This is a genomic window from Hasllibacter halocynthiae (genome assembly GCF_003003095.1).
Lineage (GTDB): Bacteria > Pseudomonadota > Alphaproteobacteria > Rhodobacterales > Rhodobacteraceae > Hasllibacter > Hasllibacter halocynthiae.
This window is the reverse complement of the sequence record NZ_PVTT01000001.1, coordinates 440,922-457,732: the sequence shown is the minus strand read 5'-3', so window position 1 is coordinate 457,732 and position 16,811 is coordinate 440,922. Positions and strand designations below refer to the sequence as shown.

General features: G+C 66.9%; 17 protein-coding genes. 12 read left to right on the top strand and 5 right to left on the bottom strand.

The annotated features are described in order from the left end of the window. The first annotated feature begins 187 nt into the window (after positions 1-187). From BCF33_RS02295 to aat, 10 genes are all read left to right on the top strand, one after another. Entirely contained in the window at positions 188-1,558 is a 1,371-nt protein-coding gene (locus BCF33_RS02295; RefSeq protein WP_106159319.1) for a substrate-binding protein, read from the top strand. A gap of 85 nt (positions 1,559-1,643) precedes the next feature. Continuing rightward, positions 1,644-2,675: a branched-chain amino acid ABC transporter permease gene (locus BCF33_RS02290; RefSeq protein ID WP_106159318.1), complete on the top strand. Its 1,032-nt coding sequence runs from the start codon at positions 1,644-1,646 to the stop codon at positions 2,673-2,675. A gap of 139 nt (positions 2,676-2,814) precedes the next feature. Then, complete coding sequence (locus BCF33_RS02285; RefSeq protein ID WP_245883750.1) at positions 2,815-3,990, top strand: branched-chain amino acid ABC transporter permease; 1,176 nt, start codon at positions 2,815-2,817, stop codon at positions 3,988-3,990. Between the two features lie 5 nt (positions 3,991-3,995). Continuing rightward, complete coding sequence (locus BCF33_RS02280; protein ID WP_106159316.1) at positions 3,996-4,763, top strand: ABC transporter ATP-binding protein; 768 nt, start codon at positions 3,996-3,998, stop codon at positions 4,761-4,763. Between the two features lie 12 nt (positions 4,764-4,775). Further along, positions 4,776-5,531 carry an ABC transporter ATP-binding protein gene (locus tag BCF33_RS02275; protein ID WP_106159315.1) on the top strand — a complete coding sequence of 252 codons (756 nt, stop codon included), beginning with the start codon at positions 4,776-4,778 and terminating at the stop codon, positions 5,529-5,531. A 58-nt stretch (positions 5,532-5,589) separates the two neighbouring features. After that, positions 5,590-7,554 (top strand): acetate--CoA ligase, encoded by a 1,965-nt coding sequence (acs, locus tag BCF33_RS02270; RefSeq protein ID WP_106159314.1) that lies wholly within the window; start codon positions 5,590-5,592, stop codon positions 7,552-7,554. A 168-nt stretch (positions 7,555-7,722) separates the two neighbouring features. Then, positions 7,723-9,015, top strand: coding sequence for a PRC-barrel domain-containing protein (locus tag BCF33_RS02265; RefSeq protein ID WP_106159313.1), 1,293 nt, complete (start codon positions 7,723-7,725; stop codon positions 9,013-9,015). Positions 9,016-9,215: 200 nt separating this feature from the next. Then, positions 9,216-9,707 (top strand): acetyl-CoA carboxylase biotin carboxyl carrier protein, encoded by a 492-nt coding sequence (gene accB / locus BCF33_RS02260; protein WP_106159312.1) that lies wholly within the window; start codon positions 9,216-9,218, stop codon positions 9,705-9,707. Further along, positions 9,707-11,056, top strand: a complete 1,350-nt coding sequence (gene accC / locus BCF33_RS02255) for an acetyl-CoA carboxylase biotin carboxylase subunit (protein ID WP_106159311.1) — start codon at positions 9,707-9,709, stop codon at positions 11,054-11,056. The genes accB and accC overlap by 1 nt, the downstream gene beginning before the upstream one ends. Positions 11,057-11,060: 4 nt before the next feature. Continuing rightward, positions 11,061-11,729 carry a leucyl/phenylalanyl-tRNA--protein transferase gene (gene aat / locus BCF33_RS02250; protein WP_106159310.1) on the top strand — a complete coding sequence of 223 codons (669 nt, stop codon included), beginning with the start codon at positions 11,061-11,063 and terminating at the stop codon, positions 11,727-11,729. Here aat and BCF33_RS02245 read toward each other — a convergent pair. Together BCF33_RS02245 and BCF33_RS02240 are read right to left on the bottom strand one after the other, a co-directional pair. Further along, on the bottom strand, positions 11,693-12,049 hold the full coding sequence (locus BCF33_RS02245; protein ID WP_106159309.1) for a DUF2155 domain-containing protein: 357 nt from the start codon (positions 12,047-12,049) through the stop codon (positions 11,693-11,695). The two genes, aat and BCF33_RS02245, sit on opposite strands and share 37 nt — an antisense overlap. After that, the gene (locus BCF33_RS02240) at positions 12,046-12,423 is read right to left on the bottom strand and encodes an NADH:ubiquinone oxidoreductase subunit NDUFA12 (protein WP_106159308.1); all 378 of its coding nucleotides are present in this window, start codon (positions 12,421-12,423) and stop codon (positions 12,046-12,048) included. Before BCF33_RS02240 ends, BCF33_RS02245 begins: the two co-directional genes overlap by 4 nt. Positions 12,424-12,548: 125 nt before the next feature. Between BCF33_RS02240 and BCF33_RS02235 the strand changes: the two genes are divergently transcribed. Further along, on the top strand, positions 12,549-13,010 hold the full coding sequence (locus BCF33_RS02235) for an SPW repeat domain-containing protein (RefSeq protein ID WP_158259332.1): 462 nt from the start codon (positions 12,549-12,551) through the stop codon (positions 13,008-13,010). 6 nt (positions 13,011-13,016) lie between these two features. On the opposite strand, the gene BCF33_RS02230 is transcribed toward BCF33_RS02235, so the two are convergent. From BCF33_RS02230 to BCF33_RS02220, 3 genes are all read right to left on the bottom strand, one after another. Then, positions 13,017-13,373 carry a Rid family hydrolase gene (locus tag BCF33_RS02230; protein ID WP_106159306.1) on the bottom strand — a complete coding sequence of 119 codons (357 nt, stop codon included), beginning with the start codon at positions 13,371-13,373 and terminating at the stop codon, positions 13,017-13,019. After that, on the bottom strand, positions 13,370-14,626 hold the full coding sequence (clpX, locus tag BCF33_RS02225) for an ATP-dependent Clp protease ATP-binding subunit ClpX (protein WP_106159305.1): 1,257 nt from the start codon (positions 14,624-14,626) through the stop codon (positions 13,370-13,372). Before clpX ends, BCF33_RS02230 begins: the two co-directional genes overlap by 4 nt. A gap of 169 nt (positions 14,627-14,795) precedes the next feature. Further along, complete coding sequence (locus BCF33_RS02220; protein ID WP_106159304.1) at positions 14,796-15,428, bottom strand: ATP-dependent Clp protease proteolytic subunit; 633 nt, start codon at positions 15,426-15,428, stop codon at positions 14,796-14,798. 122 nt (positions 15,429-15,550) lie between these two features. On the opposite strand from BCF33_RS02220, the gene BCF33_RS02215 reads away from it, so the two are divergent. Beyond that, on the top strand, positions 15,551-16,738 hold the full coding sequence (locus tag BCF33_RS02215; protein ID WP_106159303.1) for an FAD-binding domain-containing protein: 1,188 nt from the start codon (positions 15,551-15,553) through the stop codon (positions 16,736-16,738). Positions 16,739-16,811 lie beyond the last annotated feature (73 nt).

Sequence of the window (16,811 nt, the reverse complement as noted above, 5' to 3'; positions counted from 1 at the left end):
GAACATACGGCTCGACGATGAGCTTTGCAAACTTCTTAACAAAAAGCTCCTTTCCCAGCGGCAGTTTGGTGGCGGGAGAATGGCGGCTTTGCGATACAGGGTGCGTCCCCTGCAAATGAGGGATCGGCGGGATCCGCCTCTCGTGACGGCCGGCCCGACCGCAAGGAACTTCTAGGGAGGGACATCCATGTCCAAGAACCTGACGCGCCGCGGTGCGCTCAAGACCGGCGCGGGCGCCGGCGCGGCGCTCGCCACGCCGACGATCTTCACCGGCGCCGCCTGGGCGCAGGAGAGCGGCTTCACCAACGCGCCCACTGGCGACACCGTCACGCTCGGCTTCAACGTGCCCCAGTCCGGCCCCTACGCCGACGAGGGCGCGGACGAGCTGCGCGCGTTCGAGCTGGCGGTCGAGCATCTCAACGGCGAGGGCGACGGCGGCATGCTGTCCACCTTCTCCGAGCAGAACCTCGACGGCACCGGCATCCTCGGCAAGCGGGTCGAGTATGTGACCGGCGACACCCAGACCAAGTCGGACGCCGCGCGCGCCTCGGCGCAGGGGATGATCCAGCGCGACGGCGCGGTCATGATCTCCGGCGGCTCGTCCTCGGGCGTCGCGGTCGCGGTGCAGGCGCTCGCGCAGGAGGCGGGCGTCATCTTCATGGCGGGCCTCACCCATTCGAACGACACGACCGGCAAGGACCGGAAGGCCAACGGCTTCCGGCACTTCTTCAACTCCTACATGTCGGGCGCCGCGCTCGCGCCGATCCTCGCGGACCGCTACGGGACGGACCGCCGGGCCTATCACCTGACGGCCGACTACAACTGGGGCTACACCACCGAGGAGGCGATCACCTCCTCCACCGAGGCTCTGGGCTGGGACACGGTCGCCACCGTCCGCACGCCGCTGACGCAGACGGACTTCTCGTCCTACATCGCGCCTGTCCTGGGCTCCGGCGCGGACGTTCTGGTGCTGAACCACTACGGCGGCAACATGGTCAACTCGCTGACCAACGCCGTGCAGTTCGGCCTGCGCCAGCAGGAGGCCAACGGCAAGCAGTTCGAGATCGTCGTCCCGCTCTACTCCGAGCTGATGGCCCGCGGCGCGGGAGAGAACATCGCCGGCATCCTGGGCTCGCAGAACTGGGACTGGAAGCTCGAGAACGAGCTGGGCGACCGCTACTCCGGCACCAACGCCTTCGTGCAGTCCTTCGGCCGGAAGTACGGCTTCCCGCCCTCTCAGGCGGCGCATACCTGCTACGTGCAGACGCTGCTCTACGCGGACGCGGTCACGCGCGCCGGGTCCTTCCAGCCCTGCGCCGTGGTCGAGGCCCTGGAGGGCTTCGAGTTCGACGGCCTGGGCAACGGCCCGACCCTGTACCGCGCGGCCGACCACCAGTGCTTCAAGGACGTCGTCGTCGTGCGCGGCAAGGAGAACCCGGAGAACGAGTTCGATCTCGTCGAGATCGTCGAGGTGACCCCGGTCGAGCAGGTCACCTACCCGCCCGACCACCCGCAGTTCGCAGGCGGCGACCTCGGGTCGTGCAACAACGGCGCCTAGGCGCCGCGGGGCGGCCCCCGTTGTCCGGGGCCGCCCACCCCTTCTCTTCCGCGCGCACGCCACCACCAAGGGGAGTCCCTGACAGATGGACGGCATCATCCTTCAGCTCTTCGACGGGCTCTCCAAAGGCAGCGCCTACGCGCTGATCGCCCTCGGCCTCACGCTGATCTTCGGCACGCTCGGCGTGGTGAACTTCGCGCACGGGGCGCTCTTCATGCTCGGCGCGTTCTGCGCCGTCCTCCTCTCGCAGCTCCTGACCATCTCGCACACGGTCGTCGACGAGAGCCGCACCGACTTCCTCGGCAATCCGATGCAGGTCGACATCCCCTACGTCGTCGAATGGTTCGGCGAGGCCGCGGGCAACGCGATCATCGACTGGTCCGTGCCGCTGGCGATCCTCTTCGCGATCCCCGTGATGCTGCTGATCGGCTTCGCGATGGAGCGGGGCCTGATCCGGCACTTCTACAAACGCCCCCATGCCGACCAGATCCTCGTGACCTTCGGCCTCGCGATCGTGCTGCAGGAGATCATCAAGTACTTCTATGGCGCCAACCCGATCCCGACCCCCGCGCCCGACGCGTTCTCCGGCTCTTTCGACCTCGGCGCGGTGCTCGGGTTCGATCCTTTCACGATCATCTATCCCTATTGGCGCCTGATCTACTTCGTCTTCGCGCTGATCATCATCGCGGGCGTCTTCGCGTTCCTCCAGTTCACGACCTTCGGCATGGTGGTCCGCGCCGGCATGGCCGACCGCGAGACGGTGGGCATCCTCGGCATCGACATCGACAAGCGCTTCACGGTGATGTTCGGCATCGCGGCGGCGGTCGCGGGCCTCGCGGGGGTGATGTACACGCCCATCAACTCGCCCAACTACCACATGGGGATGGACTTCCTCGTGATCTCCTTCGTCGTGGTGGTCGTCGGCGGGATGGGCAGCCTCGGGGGGGCGGTCCTCGCCGGGTTCGTCCTGGGGGTGCTGGAGTCCCTCGCCTCGCTGAACGCGGTGATCGAGCTGATCCCCGGTATCAACCAGGTGGTGATATACCTCGCCGCCGTCCTGATCCTGCTCACGCGTCCGCGCGGCCTGATGGGCCGCAAGGGCGTCATGGAGGACTGATCCCATGACCGCCAACCCCGAACTCGGCCGCCCCGACGCCGCGCGCGGCACGCGCACCGCCGCCCGAAGGGAACGCTCCGGCTTCCTCGGGCTCACGGGCCGGGACGCCGGTCTCCTGCTGCTGGTGATCGTGCTGACGATGGCAGCGCCGGTCCTGCTGAATCCCTTCCCCGCGACGAGCAGCCTTGCGCAGTTCAACGCCGGCTATCCGGACCTGATGCAGCGCTTCGTGATCTTCGGGATCTTCGCCATCGGCTTCAACATCCTCTTCGGGCTGACCGGCTACCTCTCCTTCGGACATGCCGCCTTCCTCGGCGCGGGCTCGTTCGCGGGTGTGTGGATGTTCAAGCTGCTCGGGATGAACGTCCTGCTGGCCATCGGCGCGTCGATGGCGGTCGCCGCCCTCTTCTCGCTGATGGTGGGTTATGTCAGCCTGCGCCGCTCGGGCATCTACTTCTCGATCCTGACGCTCGCTTTCGCGCAGATGTCCTTCGCGCTCGCCTACTCGGTCCTGACGCCGATCACGGGGGGCGAGACAGGGCTTCAACTCGCGCTGAACGACCCCCGCATCCTCGGCGAGAGCGTGACCGCCTCGGGGAACATCCCCCTGCCCTCGCTCTTCGGGCTGGAGATGCGCACGACCGAGCTCGTGACCTTCCGGATCGAGGGGCTTGGCGTCTGGGCGTTCCCGTTCAACGTCGGCTACTACTTCTGCGCCGCCGTCATGATCGTCGCGTTCTACGTCTCGATCCGCATCTTCCGCTCGCCCTTTGGGATGATGCTGCGGGCGGTGAAGTCGAATCAGCAGCGGCTGAACTACACGGGCGTCTCGTCGCGGCCCTACACGCTGGCGGCATTCGTGATCTCGGGCGTCTACGCCGGCCTCGCGGGCGGGCTCCTCGTATCGATGGATCCCCTCGCAGGGGCCGAGCGGATGCAGTGGACCGCCTCGGGCGAGGTGGTCCTGATGACCATTCTCGGCGGCGCGGGCACCCTTATCGGCCCCGTCCTGGGCGCCGGGCTCATCAAGTACTTCGAGAACATCTTCTCGAAGATCAACAAGGGCGTGCTCGAGGGCTGGTTCTCCGTTTTCCCGGACGGGTTGTCGGACGTCCTCGTGACGATCGTCTATCCTTTCGTCGGCAAGGGATGGCACCTGACCCTGGGAATCGTCTTCATGCTGGTGGTCATCTTCCTACCCGGGGGCCTCGTCGAGGGCGGGCAGCGCCTGGGCCGTGTCTTCCGACGCAGCGACCGCAAAGGGCTGGGCGTCGAGGCGCCCGCCGCAGACACCCGCGCCAAGGCCGAGGAGTGACACCGATGGGCATTCTGGAAGTCAAGAACGTCTCCAAGCGCTTCGGCGGGCTGCAAGCGCTCGGGGACGTGAACCTCTCGGTCGCGGAGAACACGGTCCACGCGATCATCGGGCCGAACGGGGCGGGCAAGTCGACGCTGCTGAACTGCCTCGTAGGCAAGCTCATACCGGACACGGGGTCCGTCATGTTCGACGGTCAGTCCGTCCTCGGGCGCAAGCCGCACGAGATCAACCAGATGGGCATCTCCCGCGTGTTCCAGACGCCCGAGATCTTCGGCGACCTTTCGGTGCTCGAGAACGTGATGATCCCCTGCTTCGCGCACCGCGACGGGGCGTTCGCGCTGAACGCATGGTCCGCAGTGCGCCGGCAGACGGGCGTGCGGGAGCAGGCCGAGGCGATCCTGGAGGACATGAACATGACCTCCGCGCGCGACATCCACGCCGCCGCCCTTTCGCGCGGGGACAAGCGGCGGCTGGAGATGGCCATGTGCCTCGTGCAGGAGCCGCGCCTGCTGCTCCTGGACGAGCCCACCGCGGGCATGGCCCGCGCCGACACGAACAACACGATCGACCTTCTGCGGGAGATCAAGGAGAAGCGCGACATCACCATGTGCATCATCGAGCACGACATGCATGTCGTCTTCTCCCTCGCAGAGCGGATCACCGTGCTCGCCCAGGGGACCCCCCTCGTCGAGGACGTGCCCGAGGCGATCAAGGGCCACCCGAAGGTCCAGGAAGCCTATCTCGGCCAGCCGGCCGAGGAAGCGGCGTAAGGAGCCAGCCCCATGAACCAGCACGCGCCCTTCGATCCCAACGCCAACCACGCCAGCACCGCGCCGGCCTTCCTCTCCGTCTGGGAGATGGAGGCCTATTACGGCGAGAGCTTCATCGTTCAGGGCATCTCCTTCAACGTCCACGAAGGCGAGATCCTCGCGCTGCTGGGACGCAACGGGGCGGGCAAGACCTCGACCCTGCGTGCCATCGCCCGGGTGGCCGAGCCCGAGATCCGACACGGAGAGGTCTGGCTGGACCACAAGCCCCTGCACAAGATGAAGGCACACGATGCCGCACAGGCCGGGATCGGCCTCGTACCCGAGGATCGCCGCATCATCCAGGGTCTGACGGTCGAGGAGAACCTCAAGCTCGCCCAGATCGCCCCGCCCGTGGGCTGGTCGCTCGAACGCATCTACGACCTCTTCCCCCGCCTCGGCGAGCGTCGCAAGCAGGAGGGGACGACCCTTTCGGGGGGCGAGCAGCAGATGCTGGCCATCGCACGCGCGCTCGCGCGTGACATCAAGGTCCTCCTTCTCGACGAGCCATACGAGGGGCTGGCCCCGGTCATCGTGGACGAGATCGAGAAGACCCTAAACGTGGTGCGCGACCAGGGCCTAACCACCATACTCGTCGAGCAGAACGCCGTGCGGGCGCTGAACCTCGCGGACCGGGCGGTGATCCTCGACACGGGCAGCGTCGTTTTCGACGGCTCCGCGAGGGAGGTGCTGGAGGACGAGCGGCTTCGCCAGGAATACCTGGCGATCTGATTTGACGACCGCGGGGACGGGCCCGCCCCGGCCCCATGTGCCACAAGGGAGACCAGACATGCCAGACGGCACCCGCCCCCCGTCCGAGGAATTCGCCGCGAAGGCCACCATCGACCGCGCTGCCTACGACGCGATGTACGAGCGCAGCGTGAAGGACCCGGAGGGCTTCTGGGCCGAGCACGGCCGCCGCGTCGACTGGATCAAGCCCTTCACGACCGTGAAGGACGTGAACTTCCGCTACCCCGACGTCTCCATAAGGTGGTTCGAGGACGGCACGCTGAACGTCGCCGCCAACTGCATCGACCGCCACCTCGCGGAGCGCGGCGACCAGACCGCCATCATCTGGGAGCCGGACGACCCCGATTCCGTCGAAGGGGGCGGTGCGCAGCACATCACCTACCGCCAGCTTCACGACCACGTCTCGAAGATGGCGAACGTCCTGAAGGCGCTCGGGGTCGGCAAGGGCGACAGGGTCGTCATCTACCTGCCGATGATCCCCCAGGCAGCCTACGCCATGCTGGCCTGCGCGCGGATCGGGGCGATCCATTCGGTCGTGTTCGCGGGCTTCTCGGCCGATGCGTTGGGCGCGCGCGTGAACGCCTGCGACGCCAAGCTCGTCATCACGGCGGACGGCGCGCCGCGCGGCGGGCGGGTCACGAACCTCAAGGACAACGTCAACAAGGCGCTGCTGAACGACTTCGACGAGGTGAAGTGCCTCGTGGTGAAGCGCACGGGCCAGCAGATCGCCTTCCGCGAAGACCTCGACTTCTGGCTCCACGAGGAGGAGGCGAAGGTCTCGAACGATTGCCCGCCCGAGGAGATGAACGCCGAGGATCCGCTCTTCATCCTCTACACCTCAGGTTCCACGGGCCTTCCCAAGGGCGTGGTCCACAGCTCGGGCGGCTATCTCGTCTATGCCGCCATGACCCATGAGCATGTGTTCGACTACAGGCCGGGCGAGGTGTTCTGGTGCACCGCTGACGTCGGCTGGGTCACGGGCCATTCCTACATCGTCTATGGCCCTTTGGCGAACGGCGCGACCACCCTGATGTTCGAGGGGGTGCCGACCTTCCCGGATGCAGGTCGCTTCTGGGCGGTCTGCGCCAAGCACAGCGTCAACCAGTTCTACACCGCCCCCACCGCCATCCGCGCCCTTATGGGTCAGGGCGACGAATGGGTCGCCAATCACGACCTCTCCTCTCTCCGCGTCCTCGGCACGGTGGGGGAGCCGATAAACCCAGAGGCCTGGCGCTGGTACGACGAGGTGGTCGGCCGCGGCACCTGCCCCATCGTCGACACTTGGTGGCAGACGGAGACGGGCGGTCACCTTCTGACGCCCCTGCCCGGCGCGATCCCCACCAAGCCCGGCAGCGCCACCCTGCCCTTCTTCGGCGTCGAGCCCGCCATCCTCGAACCCGAGTCCGGCAAACCCATCGAGACGGTCGAGGCGGAAGGGGTGCTCTGCATCGCGGACAGCTGGCCCGCCCAGATGAGGACCGTTTGGGGCGATCATCAGCGGTTCATGGACACCTACTTCCGACAATACCCAGGCTACTACTTCTCCGGCGACGGGTGCCGGCGGGACTCGGACGGCTACTACTGGATCACCGGCCGGGTGGACGACGTGATCAACGTGTCCGGCCATCGCATGGGCACCGCCGAGGTCGAGAGCGCGCTCGTCGCCCACGAGGCGGTCAGCGAGGCGGCCGTCGTGGGTTATCCGCATCCGGTGAAGGGCCAGGGCATCTACGCCTACGTCACGCTGATGTCGGGGCGCGAGTCGTCCGACGACCTCCGTAAGGAGCTGGAGAGTTGGGTCCGCGACGAGATCGGGCCGATCGCGAAGCCCGATTTGCTCCAGTGGGCGCCCGGACTGCCTAAGACACGGTCAGGCAAGATCATGCGGCGCATCCTTCGCAAGATCGCCGAGGACGACTTCGGCAGCCTCGGCGACATCTCGACCTTGGCCGAGCCCCAGGTCGTGGATGACCTGATCGAGAACCGGATGAACCGGAGCGACTGAGATGCGTTGATTGGAACCGGAAGCGTCGCGGAAGCCTCTCCGACGCCTCCGGCGCCCCCGCCTGCCGCCGCCTTAGAGGGGGGAAGACATTTTTTTACATATGGGGGAACATGGAAGCCCCCCCTCCCGTTGCCTCGCCGTATGCACCGAAACGGAGGGAACTCCCCCATGAAGACCAAGCACCTTCTTGGCACGGTCGCGATCGCGACCCTGATGAGCACCGGCGCCATGGCGCAGGAGATGATCGACATCGACGGACAGCAGTACGAAGCGCTGCAGTTCCAGATGGACGGCGACCGCCGCGCGATCGACGACAACGGCAACTACATCGTGGTCATGGCCGACGGCACCCGCGTGCCGACCGGCGCCTACGACATCGACGCCGAAGGCACGCCCTACCTGATCGACCGCGAGTTCGCGATGGCCGATGTCGATGCGGAGGGCAACCGCTCGTTCGCGCGCCGGACGACGGCCGACGCTGGGATGGGTGGCCAGTTCATCGTCGAGCAGGCCGATCCCAACGTGACCGTCGACGTGCCCGACCCGGTCGTCTCGGTCGACCAGGCCCAGCCCGAGGTGACCGTGCAGCAGCCGCAGCCCGAGATCACCGTGACTCAAACGCCGCCGCGCGTCTCGGTCGAGCAGCAGGCCCCGGTCGTCACGGTCGAGCAGGACCGACCGGTCGTCACCGTTCGCATCCCCGAGCCCGTCGTGACCATCCGCATGCCCGCGCCCGACGTGCAGGTCGCCCAAGGTGACGCCGAGGTCGCCGTGGACCAGCCCGAGCCCGTCGTCCGGTTCGTGCGACCCGAGCCGCAGATCCGGATCATGGAAGCCGAGCCTCAGGTCGACGTCCGTCAGGCCGAGGCCCAGATCGACGTGAACCGCACCACGCAGGCCGACGTCCGCATCGAGCAGGCCGACGCCGAGGTGCAGATCCAGGAAGCTGGCGAGCCGCAGGTTTCGGTCGAGACGGCCGACGCGGAGGTGAACGTCGTCGATGGTGGCGACGCGGACATCCAAGTCGAGCAGGCCGACGCGCAGATCGACCTCCAGGAAGAGGGTGATCCGAACGTCATCGTGACCGACATGGCCACGAGCAGCGACAACCTGTTCGTCGAGGACGAGGCCACGCGCCTGCAGGGTTACTCGACCTTCGACGACGCGCTCGTAACCGATCTCGTCGGCCGCGACGTGCTGGCCGCGGACGGCGAGGACATCGGCGAGGTCGACAACATCGGCCTGATGGGCGACCGCCTTGTGGCGATCGTCGGCGTCGGCGGCTTCCTCGGGCTGGGCGAGCACGACGTCGCCCTTCCCCTGGAGCGGTTCTCGATGGTCGGTGACGACCTCGTCGTCCAGATGAGCGCCTCGGTGCTCGAGGGCCTCGACGAGTACGACAACGACATGGTCGAGTTCCTGCCCGCCGATGGCCGGATCGGCGACGCCTACATCCGGTAAGCAAACGGACATAGGATGAGCTTGCGGGCCGCCCCTATCGGGCGGCCCGTTTGCGTTTCGCCATCTGCCATTCCGCCCGGCGACTTTGCCTGATGCCGAGCCCGGCAGGCGAAGCGGTCGTCCGCCATCCCTTTCGCCTGTGCCGCCGCCGGTGTAAGGCGGCGACGGACCTGCGGGTCGGCGGGCAAGGCGAGGAATGGATGACCGGTAGCAGCAAAGACGCACGCGAGGATGCCGATGTAGCCTTCATCGAGGCGCTTGCGCGGATGCTGCGCGAGAACGATCTGGCGGAAATCGAGGTTCGACGCGACTATGGCGAGGACGACTCGCTGAAGGCGCGCGTCTCGCGCTATGCCGCGCAGGCTCCCGCTGCCCCTGCGGCTGCGTATCAGCCGGCACCGGCCGCTCCGCAGCAGGCCGCACCCACGCCGTCCGCCGATGCCGATCCCGCCGATCATCCGGGTACAGTGACCTCGCCGATGGTCGGCACCGCGTACCTCGCCCCGGAACCCGGGGCCGCGGCCTTCGTGTCGAAGGGCGACCAAGTCGCCGAGGGGCAGACGCTACTGATCGTCGAGGCCATGAAGACGATGAACCAGATTCCCGCTCCGAAGGCCGGAACGGTGCGCGAGGTCCTGGTCGCCGATGGCGACGCCGTCGAGTTCGGCGCCCCGCTGGTCATCGTCGACTGATGTTCGAGAAGGTCCTGATCGCCAACCGGGGCGAGATCGCGCTACGCGTCATCCGAGCCTGTCGCGAGATGGGGATCGGCACGGTCGCGGTGCATTCCACCGCCGACGAAGGGGCGATGCACGTTCGCATGGCCGACGAGGCCGTGTGCATCGGCCCGCCGCCCTCGAACCAGTCCTACCTCTCGATCCCGGCCATCATCTCGGCCTGCGAGATCACGGGGGCCGAGGCGATCCATCCCGGCTACGGCTTCCTCTCCGAGAACGCACAGTTCGTGCAGGTGGTCGAAGAGCACGGACTGACGTTCATCGGCCCCACCGCCCAGCACATCCGCGTGATGGGTGACAAGATTACCGCCAAGGACACGATGCGGAAGCTCGGCGTGCCCTGCGTGCCGGGCTCGGACGGGGGGGTTCCAGACCTAGAGGCTGCCAAGGCCATCGGGGAGGAGTTCGGCTATCCCGTCATCGTCAAGGCGACGGCGGGTGGCGGCGGGCGCGGCATGAAGCTCGCCCGTTCCGAAAAGGAGATGGAGACTGCCTTCGGCGCCGCCCGCTCCGAGGCCAAGGCCGCCTTCGGCAACGACGAGGTATACATCGAGAAATATCTCGAGAAGCCCCGCCATATCGAGATACAGGTCTTCGGCGACGGCAAGGGGAACGCGGTTCACCTGGGCGAGCGGGACTGCTCGCTCCAGCGCCGCCACCAAAAGGTCTTCGAGGAGGCCCCCGGCCCCGCCATAGATGAGGAGACGCGCGCCGAGATCGGTGCGATCTGCGCCAAGGCCGTCGCGGGCATCGACTACATCGGCGCGGGCACCATCGAATTCCTCTACGAGAACGGCGAGTTCTACTTCATCGAGATGAACACCAGACTTCAGGTCGAACATCCGGTGACCGAGGCCGTGTACGGCGTCGATCTCGTACGCGAGCAGATCCGCGTCGCCGCCGGCCTGCCGATGTCCTTCGTGCAGGACGACCTTGGCGTGCGAGGCCATGCGATCGAGGTCCGGATCAACGCGGAGAAGCTCCCGAGCTTCTCCCCCTCCCCCGGAACCGTCACCGCCTATCATGCGCCCGGTGGCCTCGGGGTACGGATGGATTCCGCACTCTATCAGGGCTACCGCATCCCGCCCTACTACGATTCGCTCATCGCGAAGCTCATCGTGGAGGGACGTGATCGACCCGAAGCGCTCGCCAGGCTCGAACGGGCTCTTGGCGAACTGATCGTCGACGGGGTCGACACGACGGTGCCGCTGTTCCACGCCCTGCTGAAGCAGGATGCGATTCAGGCGGGGGAGTACGACATCCATTGGCTCGAGAAGTGGCTCGAGACCGACCCGCTTACGTGATCCTATGAAGGACGTCGGGGCCCCAGTAACGGCAGAGAGTCTGCTCGGGGCCTATATGCAGGGCGTCTTTCCCATGGCGGAAACCCGGGACGACCCGGACCTCTTCTGGGTCGAGCCTCGGTGGCGAGGGGTGCTGCCCTTGGATCGTTTCCGTCTGTCCCGCAGCACCATCAAGCAGATGCGGCGCGCTACGCGGACGGGATCGGTCACGACCTCGCTGGATCTGGACTTCGAGGGGGTCCTCGCAGGCTGCGCGGCACGGGACGAGACGTGGATCTCCGGCCGCTTGATTGACCTCTACCGCCAGCTCTTCGCGGCAGGCTTCGCACATAGCCAGGAAGTGTGGCGCGGCGACCGGATGATCGGCGGTGTCTATGGGGTGGCCATAGGCGGAGCCTTCTTCGGCGAATCCATGTTCTCGAGTGAGACCGGCGGATCGAAGATCGCGCTTGCGGTACTGGTCCACCGGCTTCGCCGGGCGGGATACGCCTTGTTCGACACCCAGTTCGTCACCTCGCATCTGTTGTCGCTCGGCGCCGAGGAGATCAGGCAGGACGACTACCGCCGCAGGCTGGGCGCTGCGCTAGCCCTTCGCCCCGACCGGCTGGGACCCGAACCCTCTCTCGAGGAGGTTCTTCAGGACATGGTGCAGCGCAGGACCCAGACGTCATAGCGCGGATGGTCGAGCGCGTTGAGCGCCGGCGCGGAGGCGATCATCCAACCCCGGAACAGCACCGTCTCATCCTCCAGGTTCCGCACCTGCAGCAATGCGTAGGCATCCCCCGAAGGATTGTCTGCAGGATGGCGACATTCGGCATGCTCGACCTCCATTCCCTCGAAGGTAGCGATCGAGCTGTTGGGCATTTCGATATCCCGCCGCTCACCGGTGATCCGGTCTATAGCGCGCAGGACCACGCCAGCCCCAGTGTCCGCCCGCTGCGCATGAGCCGGCAGCAAGGCCGCTACCGTCAGGAGAACGGCAAGACGGATCATTCCGGCGTCCATGCCTCGTAGTCCGATCGGGGCTCGGGCCGAACGCGCCGAAGCGATCCTGGCGGCGCGTAGGCGGCGGGCGTGCCGGTGAGGTTGGGAAGATGCTCCTTCTCCCACGGCTTGTTCGGGACGGGCTTCACGGTCGGGGGCTCCTCCCAGCTGTGATGCAGCCAACCGTGCCACTCAGGCGGGACCTTGGACGCGTCCGACTCGCCTGCGTAGATGACCCAGCGCCGCTTGCCATCCTGATAGTAGATGTTGCCCAGATCGTCCGATCCTACGCGCTTCCCCCGGCGCCAGGTGAACAGACGTGTGCCAAGCGTCTGGCCGTTCCACCAGGTCAGCCCCTGCTTGATGTAGGTGAACAGGCCCATTGCAAAGGCTCCCCGCTGCGCGCGCCCCCTTGTGGCGCAGGCCGGACCGGGCGTCCAGCATTCTGGGGAACGCCACCCGCCCCTACGCCGTTCCGTCATGGCACACATCCGACGGAGGGATGATCATGCCTGCCGATAACGACGAGTTTCGCGAACCCGAAGTCACCGACACCTCCCCGAGGGCGGGAGGGGCGATGCGGGACATGCCCGACATGCGGGAGAACGCCGCCCAGACCGTCAAGCACCTCAGCGGCACCATCGCCGGCCTTGGTGCATGGCTCATCATCGCGCCGTTCATCCTGCCATACTTCGCCGCGCCGGACATCGTGATCCCCGCGCCCTACAACGACGTGGTGTGCGGCGTCCTTCTGCTGATCCTCGGCGCCATCCGGTGGGGGAAGCCGCTGGACAACGTCTGGGCTTCTTACACCAGCGCCGGCATCGGTGCATGGTTGGTCATCGCACCCTTTGTCCTCGCCCCTTACTCCTTCGGGGCGACGGTGAACGACATCGTGATCGGATTGCTCGCGATCGTTCTCGGCATCGCGAGCGCCGGGCCCACGAAAAGTGTCGAACGAGGGATCTAGCGTCCTTCAGCCGATAGCCGCCGTCAGCTCGATCTCGATGCGAAAGCGGGGGTCGATCAGCGCGGCAGATATCATCGTCGCCGCCGGAGGGTTGCTGGCGAAGGTCTTTCGGAGAAGGGGCCAGCAGGTTTCGAACTCGGCCGGGTCGGGCAGGACATAGCGCACCCGCAGCGCGTGAGCGAAACCCGTACCCGCCTCCTCCAGTGCCGCCTCAATGGTGGCGAGGGCGGCGTGACACTGCGCCACCACGTCCTCGCCCTCGCCGACCGTACCGGCAACATGGACTAAACCTTCATGCACTACGGCACGGCAGTAGCCGACATTATCCTCGAAAGGTCCGCCAGAGCGGATGCGGCGGGTCAGGCGGAGGCCTCCGCGCTCTCCTCCGCATGGATGAGCAGAGGCTGCGAAGCGGGACCGACGGCCTCCTCGTTGACGACGACCTCGTTGACGCTCTCCTGACCCGGCAGGTCGAACATCGTGTCGAGGAGAATGTCCTCCATGATCGATCGCAATCCCCGTGCACCAGTCTTCCGCGCGATCGCTCGCTTGGCGATGGCCGTCAACGCGTCGTCGGTGAAGGTCAGCTGGGTATCCTCCAACTCGAACAGGCGCTGGTACTGCTTGACGAGGGCGTTCTTCGGCTCGGTCAGAATGGTGACGAGCGCATCCTCGTCGAGATCCTCGAGCGTCGCGATGACCGGCAGGCGGCCGACGAACTCGGGGATGAGGCCGAACTTGAGGAGGTCCTCCGGCTCGAGATCCTTGAAGTGGTCGCCGACGGTCTTCTCGTCGGGCGCTCGGACGTCTGCGCCGAAGCCCATGGCGCTGCCCTTCCCACGTTGCGCGATGATCTTGTCGAGCCCGGCGAAGGCCCCCCCGCAGATGAACAGGATGTTCGTGGTGTCGACCTGCAGGAACTCCTGCTGGGGATGCTTGCGCCCGCCCTGCGGCGGCACGGAGGCGACGGTGCCCTCCATGATCTTCAGGAGCGCCTGCTGCACTCCCTCGCCCGACACGTCGCGCGTGATCGACGGGTTGTCCGACTTGCGTGTGATCTTATCGACCTCGTCGATGTAGACGATGCCACGCTGCGCCCGCTCGACGTTGTACTCGCTGGCCTGCAGCAGCTTGAGGATGATGTTCTCGACATCCTCGCCCACGTAGCCGGCCTCGGTCAGCGTGGTCGCGTCGGCCATGGTGAACGGCACGTCGAGAATGCGCGCGAGCGTCTGCGCCAGCAGGGTCTTGCCGCAACCCGTGGGACCGATCAGCAGAATGTTGGACTTCGCCAGCTCGATCTCACCCTTCCCGGCGTGCTCGAGACGCTTGTAGTGGTTGTGCACCGCAACGGAGAGGACGCGCTTGGCCTTGGCTTGACCGATCACGTAGTCGTCGAGGACCTCGCAGATCTCCTTCGGCGTGGGCACGCCGCCTGCGGACTTCAGGCCCGCTGACTTCGTCTCCTCGCGGATGATATCCATGCACAATTCCACGCACTCGTCGCAGATGAACACGGTCGGTCCCGCGATGAGCTTGCGTACCTCGTGCTGCGACTTCCCGCAGAAGCTGCAGTAGAGGGTGTTCTTGCCATCCTTGCCTTGAGCGCCCGCCATGTCCGTCCTCCGGCGTTCGGCGACCGCCCGAAGGACAACCGCCTGAGTGTGCTGGCGTTTGCCGGGTCGCCATCCCGTCGGGCCACTTGCGGCCCGCCCCTGCTCACCCGGACCCTAGGCCGGGCCACGGGGGCCCGCAACGGGGGCCCCCGCATTTGTACCGACCAGCCTACTTCGCGTCGTCCGAGGGGACCTGATCGCGGCTCTCGACGATCTCGTCGACATGCCCCCAATCCTTCGCCTCCTCGGGCGTCATCCACTTGTCCCGGTCGAGGGCCGCGCGGACGGTCTCGTAGTCTTGGCCGGAATGACGCATGTACAGTTGGTACATCCGCTCGCGCGTCTGCTCGATGTGCTTTGCAGAGATCAGGATGTCGGCTGCCGTGCCCTGCGAGCCGCCTGAGGGCTGGTGGACCAGGAACTCGGCGTTGGGGAGCGAGAAGCGCATCCCCTTCGCGCCGCCGATGGCGATCACGGATCCCATGGACGCGGCCATGCCGCAAACCAGCGTCGACACCTTGGGGCGCACGTACTGCATCGTATCGTAGATGCTCATCCCTGCGACGACGCTGCCGCCGGGCGAGTTGATGTACATCGAGATGTCCTTGGTCGGATTCTCCGCCTCCAGGTGGAGGAGCTGCGCGACGACCAGCTGGCTCATCCCGTCGTGCACCGGTCCGTTCACGAAGACGATCCGCTCCTTCAGGAGGCGCGAGAAGATGTCGTAGGCACGCTCTCCGCGCGAGGTCTGCTCGACCACCATGGGGACGAGGTTCATGTAGGTGTCGACGGGGTCGCGCATGTTCGGGTCGCCTCTGCTCAGATCAGGGCCGCGGTCGCCGCCCGGAGAGCGAAGGTAGGGGCGGCATCCCGGAGCCGCAACCCGCCCTCGCCCGGTGCGGCCGCGGCCCTAGTCTTCGCGCCATGCTGGATCTCTCCCCTACCCGCGCCGCCGGCCTGGAACGGCTTCAGGCATTCGCGCCCGAAGCCGGGAGAGCCTACGCCACGGGACGCAACGCCGACGATAGCGAGAATGGCTATCCCGCCGTCTCCGTCCTCTCGCCCTGGCTGCGACACCGCCTCGTAACGGAGGCGGAGGTGCTGGATGCCGTGCTCGCCCGGCACGCTCCCGACGCGGCGGCGAAGTTCGTGTCGGAGGTCCACTGGCGCACCTACTTCAAGGGCTTCATGGAGCTGCGCCCGTCGCTCTGGGCCGGATATGGCAGGGACGTGCGCCGACAGCTCGACCGGGTGCAGGCCGAGAGCGGCCTGCGTTCGGAATGGGAGGCGGCCTGCAAGGGCGAGACGGGGTATGAGGCGTTCGATCACTGGGCCCGGGAGCTCGTCGAGACGGGCTACGTGCACAACCACGCGCGGATGTGGTTCGCCTCGCTCTGGACCCACACGCTCGGCCTGCCATGGGAGCTGGGGGCCGACTTCTTCATCCGGCACCTCCTGGATGGCGATGCAGCCTCCAACACGTTGAGTTGGCGCTGGGTGGTCGGATTGCATACCGAAGGACGCACCTACCTCGCGAGGAACGGGAACATCACGCGCTACACGAACGGACGCTTCGAGCCCGACGACCGTTTGGCCGGCCGGGCCGAGCCGGCCGGCGGCATGCCCAACCCGCCCCCGGGGGCGCCGCCCCAAGGCGACGACTGGTCGGACGCGGACGGCGTCCTGATCCACGAGGACGACCTCTGGGCGGACCATGTCCTGCCCCGCATGGAGGGCGCGCCCACCGCGGTCCTCCTTTCGCCGGAGGGACGCTCGCCGTTGAGGGTCGCGCCGAAGGTGCTGGGCTGGACCCGTGCGGCCGCGGAGGACGCCATGCGCGAGCGGGGGATCGCGGCACGGTGGCTCGACGGGCCAGAGGAGGCCGCCGCCTGGGCGCGGACCGAAAGCCTCGCGAAGGTGGTGACGCCCTACGCCCCCGCGGGCCCCGCAGCCGACGCGCTGAGGGCGGCCGAGCGGTCGGGCCTGCCCCTCGTCCGGGCGCTGCGCAGCTACGACGCCCGTGCCTGGCCGAAGGCCACGGCGGGATTCTTCAAGCTGAAGAAGGCGATCCCTGCGCTGACGGCCCATCTTCCGCAGCGCGGCGCTGCCTGATCCGTCCGAGGCGCTTCCAATCGCCTGCGGGCTGCCCTAGCGGATCCGGGAACGTATCCTCGCGGAGTCATGG

Bases quoted from the DNA above. Each gene is read 5' to 3' on its own strand.
- BCF33_RS02220 (WP_106159304.1), bottom strand. From the start codon at position 15,428: ATGCGCGACCCCGTCGACACCTACATGAACCTCGTCCCCATGGTGGTC.
- BCF33_RS02285 (WP_245883750.1), top strand. From the start codon at position 2,815: ATGGCAGCGCCGGTCCTGCTGAATCCCTTCCCCGCGACGAGCAGCCTT.
- BCF33_RS02290 (WP_106159318.1), top strand. From the start codon at position 1,644: ATGGACGGCATCATCCTTCAGCTCTTCGACGGGCTCTCCAAAGGCAGC.
- BCF33_RS02280 (WP_106159316.1), top strand. From the start codon at position 3,996: ATGGGCATTCTGGAAGTCAAGAACGTCTCCAAGCGCTTCGGCGGGCTG.
- accC (WP_106159311.1), top strand. From the start codon at position 9,707: ATGTTCGAGAAGGTCCTGATCGCCAACCGGGGCGAGATCGCGCTACGC.
- accB (WP_106159312.1), top strand. From the start codon at position 9,216: ATGACCGGTAGCAGCAAAGACGCACGCGAGGATGCCGATGTAGCCTTC.
- BCF33_RS02265 (WP_106159313.1), top strand. From the start codon at position 7,723: ATGAAGACCAAGCACCTTCTTGGCACGGTCGCGATCGCGACCCTGATG.
- clpX (WP_106159305.1), bottom strand. From the start codon at position 14,626: ATGGCGGGCGCTCAAGGCAAGGATGGCAAGAACACCCTCTACTGCAGC.
- BCF33_RS02295 (WP_106159319.1), top strand. From the start codon at position 188: ATGTCCAAGAACCTGACGCGCCGCGGTGCGCTCAAGACCGGCGCGGGC.
- BCF33_RS02240 (WP_106159308.1), bottom strand. From the start codon at position 12,423: ATGGGCCTGTTCACCTACATCAAGCAGGGGCTGACCTGGTGGAACGGC.
- BCF33_RS02245 (WP_106159309.1), bottom strand. From the start codon at position 12,049: ATGATCCGTCTTGCCGTTCTCCTGACGGTAGCGGCCTTGCTGCCGGCT.
- BCF33_RS02215 (WP_106159303.1), top strand. From the start codon at position 15,551: ATGCTGGATCTCTCCCCTACCCGCGCCGCCGGCCTGGAACGGCTTCAG.
- aat (WP_106159310.1), top strand. From the start codon at position 11,061: ATGAAGGACGTCGGGGCCCCAGTAACGGCAGAGAGTCTGCTCGGGGCC.
- acs (WP_106159314.1), top strand. From the start codon at position 5,590: ATGCCAGACGGCACCCGCCCCCCGTCCGAGGAATTCGCCGCGAAGGCC.
- BCF33_RS02235 (WP_158259332.1), top strand. From the start codon at position 12,549: ATGCCTGCCGATAACGACGAGTTTCGCGAACCCGAAGTCACCGACACC.
- BCF33_RS02275 (WP_106159315.1), top strand. From the start codon at position 4,776: ATGAACCAGCACGCGCCCTTCGATCCCAACGCCAACCACGCCAGCACC.